The sequence below is a fragment of the Micromonospora echinofusca genome (genome assembly GCF_017614955.1).
Taxonomy (GTDB): Bacteria; Actinomycetota; Actinomycetes; order Mycobacteriales; family Micromonosporaceae; genus Micromonospora; species Micromonospora echinofusca_A.
Genome location: NZ_WVUH01000463.1, coordinates 1 through 4625 on the forward strand (window position 1 = coordinate 1; position 4625 = coordinate 4625).

Here is a 4625-nt window from a genome sequence, read left to right on the forward strand (position 1 = left end):
GTGCCGGGGGACGTGGGGGAGGGCTACCGAGGTCGGTCGCCGCCGGGGCGTGGGGACTCCAGCAGCAGCACGGAGGGCACCTCGGTGGGGAAGGCGGCCCGCAGCAGCCCGTAGCCGATCCCCGCCAGCCCGTTGAGCAGGCCCGGACTGTCCACCCCGTCCGGGGTGCCGCATCGCGGGCCGGGACGCTGGAGCGCGGCCAGCACCAGGCCGGTGTGCCGCCGCTGAGCCGGTGCCGCCGCCGGGTGCCGGCCGGTGGCGGCCAGCGCGGTCAGTGCCTCCAGCACGCCGAGTTCGCCGTGGCAGAGGCTGAGGTCGGCGGAGAGCGGCCGGTCGGTGAGCAACCGGACTGCGTGGGCCGCCTCCACCGGTGCCGGTTCCGCGGCGGTGACCGCGGCCAGTACCCGACCGGCCAGCCCCGAGCACCAACCCGGATCCGGATCCCGTGGTTGCCGGGTGCCGACCAGCGTGCCGACCCGCGCGACCGCCCGCCACGCGGTGGGCCAGTACCGGGGGTTGGTGGCACCGAGCCGGGCCAGCGCGTGGGCCACCCCGGCGAACCCGTCGGCGAACCCGTCCGGCGCCGGCCCGGGAACGTCGTACCCGACCACGGGTAGGAGCAGGTCCGCGCAGCGCGCCGCGAGGTCCCGGGCGGTGGGCAGCCCGAGTTCGTGGTCGATCGCGACCATGGCGGCCAGGCAGCCCGCCAACCCGCCCGCCCAGTCCGGGGCGGAGCGTTCGTCGGCGGCGGCGGCGGCGAGGTCGACCGTCTCCGGTACCAGGGCGGCGATCTCCGTGTCGGCGAGCAGCACCGCCAGGCGGGCCAGCCCGTACGCGATCCCGCCCAGCCCGTACAGGCCGCCGCAGCCGACCACCGGGATCAGGTCCGGCCGGCTGGCGAGGGTCCGGTGCAGCGGCGGGTAGCAGCGGACCGCCCGGCGGGCGGTCTCGGCGTACCGGCGGATGCCGGTGATCCGGAAGAGCTGACCCAGGAACAGGGCCACCCCGAGGTACCCGTGAGCGAGCCCGGCACCCATCGGGATGACCAGCCACTGCCGGTCGTCGACGAGTTCCAGACCGAGCCAGTTGGTACGGTCCGGGTCGGTCGAGCCGGCGGCCACGATGGTGTCCGCCACCCGGCACGCGGCGGCCAGCAACCGGTCCGGCCCCGCCTCGACCAGGCTGCCGGCACCGTCGCGGCGGGCCACGGCGCGGTGCGTGGCGGCCGGGCGCCGGCTGGCCAGGGTGGCGGTGATGATCCACTCCTGGTCGTGCCGGTCCACCGGTCCCAGCGCCGCGACGGCCTCCCCCACCCGGTCCACCCCGGCCCGGTCGAACACGCCGGACAACCGTTGCCCGGTGGAGAACCACAGGTCGCGCCCACCTGGCCTGGTCCGCAGCAGGGGGACGTCACCGGCCCACAGGTCCTCGGCCTCGTACCGGGCCGTACGCCACCGCACCGGATCGTCGGCCGCCTCCAGCCAGAGCCGGTCGAACACCTGGTCGCGGTCCAGGGCGTCCCGGAGCAGTTCCGGCCGGTTCGCGTCGTCCAGCAGGCTCCGGTACAGCTGGGTCGGACGGAGCACCACCCGGGTGTACGTCGTGGCGCAACTCCGGACCAGTGCGGTGAAGCCGGCCCGGTTCGCAGCGATCGCGTCGTAGCCCAGCCGGAAGCCGTGTAGCAGGTCGTGCCGGTAGTCGGCCGGCTCCACCGACCTGCCGTGCAGGCGCGGCCGGTTGTCCGTCCCCGACGTCCGTGAAGGACGCCGCACCGGCCGCATCTGGTCGGTGCCCGCCGACTCCCAGTCCAGCACGCTGTGGTGTGCGCCGGGACCGCCACCGAGTCCCGAGACGTCCCCGATCCCGCTGTCCCCGACCTCGATCGAGGGCAGGAGCCCGGTACGCGACACCGAGGCGGCGAGCACCCGGGCAGCCGGGTCGACGGCGCCGCCGGCGGCGGGCAGCGGCGGATGGAAGAGCGTCTCGGCGTCCACCACCACCGGCTGGTCGCCACAGGCGATGACGTTCTCGTGGTGCATGTCCGTGGCGTGCACGCTGTGCAGCAGCGCGAGCAGTACGCCGAGCCGCCGGTAGAAGACGACCACCTGACGGCGGTCGGTCAGGCCGGTGTGCGGGACGAACTCCATCCAGCCGTGGTCGTCCCGCGCGACGATGGTCGGGGTACGCAGTCCGAGGCCGGGGTCGGTGCGGTTGAGCCAGTCGACCAGTTCGGCCAGCCGGCGTTGCGCCTGGAGTCCCCGGGGCTTGTACACCACCCGCGCCCCGTCGGCGAACGAGAGCACCCGGACGGTGCGGCCCCGCTGGTGGGCGTCGCCCCGGCCACCGTTGGCCGCACACAGCGGACCGGGGTCGCTGCCGGCGAGGACGGTGTCCACGATCGCCGCCCGGTCCTCGACGAACCGGGTGATCAGCTCCACCAGCGCCTCGGCCTCGAACAGGCTGTACTGGGCCAGCAGTCTGGCGAGCACCGGGTACCTGGCGAAGAGTTCGACCAGCCCGGCCGGTTCGCTGAGCCGCCGGACGAAGTCGGCGAAACGTTCCCCGCCGTCCGCGCCGTGCAGCCGACCGGCGTCCCGCCACGCGTGCAGTTCGACGACGAAGGTGCCGGCGGCCAGCCCGGCCAGGCGTCGACCGAGCGTGGCCGCCAGGTCGGCGCAGACCGCCGGCACGTCGACGTACCCGGCCGGCAGGGCCGGCGGCAGGTGGGCCAGGACCCACTCCACGGCGGTCGACACCAGCGGGAGCAGCGGACGGACGAACGCGTCGCGCCAGTCCACGGGGCCGGCGCCCCCGGGTGCCGGGGGCCGTCGCGCGGCCCGGACGACCGCCTGCTCCACCAGCCGGGCCCAGGCGGGTTGCTCCCGCCGCGCGGCCAGTGCGGCGGGTGCCTCGGTGAGCAGCAGCAGGAACCGCCGTTCGTCGAGCCCGGCCTCGGCCAGCCGGCGGTCGAACAGGTGCCCGAGACCCTGCGTGTCGTAGTGCCCCCGCCACCGGGTGAACCGGCTCCGGCCGGCCTCGTCGGGGCCGTCGGGCAACTCCTCGCAGCCGCCGACCCGCTCGTGCAACGCCAGGCCCGGCGCCCACCAGCCCGGTTCGAGCACCCTGGTGCGGGGGGACCCGCTCCGGCTCGGCTCTGTGCTCATGCGGTAATCCTGCCGGCGTCTTCTGCCGGTCACACGCGGGTAACCCACGCACTTTCTTGCCCGGTCCGGGATGCGGGTGGGTGGTCCAGTGGCCCGCCGCTCACCCCAGCAGGAGGGTGATCACCACCAGTGACACCGCGGCGGCCACCGTGGACAGTACGATCGTGTCCCGGGCCAGCCCGGTGGCACGGTCGTACCGGGTGGCGTAGACGAAGATGTTCTGGGCGGTGGGCAGGGCGGTGGTGACCACCGCGGCGAGCAGCGCCGGCCCGGTGAGACCGAACCCCCACCGGCCGACCGCGTACGCCACCAGCGGCTGCCCGAGCACCTTCAGCCCGACCGCCAGCCAGCGTTCCCGCAGGTCCGCACCCCGGGCCAGGGGCCGACTGCCCGGCAGCGACATGCCGAGGGCGAGCAGGGCGAGCGGCACGGCCGCCGACCCGACCAGCTCGAACGGACGGAACATCTCGACCGGCGGCTGCCAGCCGCTGACCGCGACGACCAGTCCCGCCGCACAGCCGAGCATGATCGGGTTACGGACCGGCAGCGCGACCAACCGGCCGACCGATCCAGACCGTCCGGCGGCCCGGTCCAGCACCGCCAGGGCCAGCGGAGTGGCGACCAGGACCTGGAACAGCAGGACCGGTGCGACGAGGGAGACGTCACCGAGGACGTACGCCGCCACCGGCAGCCCCAGGTTCGCCGCGTTGACGTACGACGCCCCGAGCACCCCCACGGTGGCCCGTGCCGGGTCCGCCCGCACCTCCCGCCCGGCCAGGAGCAGGTAGCAGACGGCCACCAGCACGGTGGAGACCACGAAGACCGCCAGGGCCGGGGTGAAGATCTGCTCCAGACCGGCCCGGGCCAGCGTGGTGAACAGCAGGGCCGGCGCGGCGACGAAGAAGACCAGCCGGGCGGTGACCGCCGTACCGTGCGGCCCGAGCAGACCGTACCGGCCGATGAGGTAACCGACCACGGTCAGTGCCCAGATCGTGGTGAAGCTGGCGAAGACCCCCCGCATCCGGTCATCTTCCCGGTTCTGCTTGAATCATCGGAGTCTGGTACTCAGAGCGAGCATCCGGCTTCGATCCGTTTGTCAATTGTCACATTCATGCAACGTAGCTGCCCCTTGACCCCCGTCGTGGTGACCGGAAGCATCGATTCGTGCGCGCTCTCGGGCCGTCGGGAGTCATCCGGATCAGCCAAGGAGGACCATGTCGGTGAGCCCCGCGTCGTCGCGCGCCGGATGGCATCCGTCCCAACCAGCGGGACCAGGTCGTCCGCCGAGCGGTCAGCGCCGTCCGACCAGCACCGGCGTCCCCTCGCTGACCGTGACACTGAGCATCCCGCTGACCAACGAGGAGGCGCTGACCCCGCCCGCCCGGCGGCTGCTGGAGGCCGCCCGCGAGCTGCTGGAGCGGGGTGAGGCCACCATCACCACCGGGCCGCAGCGCCCCGAGC

General features: G+C 74.3%; 2 protein-coding genes and 1 pseudogene. 1 reads left to right on the top strand and 2 read right to left on the bottom strand.

From position 1 onward, the window contains the following. Positions 1–23: 23 nt before the first annotated feature. Together GSF22_RS30935 and GSF22_RS30940 are read right to left on the bottom strand one after the other, a co-directional pair. Entirely contained in the window at positions 24–3164 is a 3141-nt protein-coding gene (locus tag GSF22_RS30935) for a type 2 lanthipeptide synthetase LanM family protein (RefSeq protein WP_208817452.1), read from the bottom strand. Between the two features lie 100 nt (positions 3165–3264). After that, a complete protein-coding gene (locus tag GSF22_RS30940) occupies positions 3265–4185 on the bottom strand; it encodes an AEC family transporter (RefSeq protein ID WP_208817453.1) in 921 nt (306 codons plus the stop codon). 193 nt (positions 4186–4378) lie between these two features. On the opposite strand from GSF22_RS30940, the pseudogene GSF22_RS30945 reads away from it, so the two are divergent. Then, a pseudogene (locus tag GSF22_RS30945) lies at positions 4379–4625 on the top strand (winged helix-turn-helix domain-containing protein); the annotation flags it as partial.

What these genes read in the sequence shown, in the direction of transcription:
- GSF22_RS30935 (WP_208817452.1), bottom strand. Translation starts at nt 3,164, where the DNA reads ATGAGCACAGAGCCGAGCCGGAGCGGGTCCCCCCGCACCAGGGTGCTC.
- GSF22_RS30940 (WP_208817453.1), bottom strand. Translation starts at nt 4,185, where the DNA reads ATGCGGGGGGTCTTCGCCAGCTTCACCACGATCTGGGCACTGACCGTG.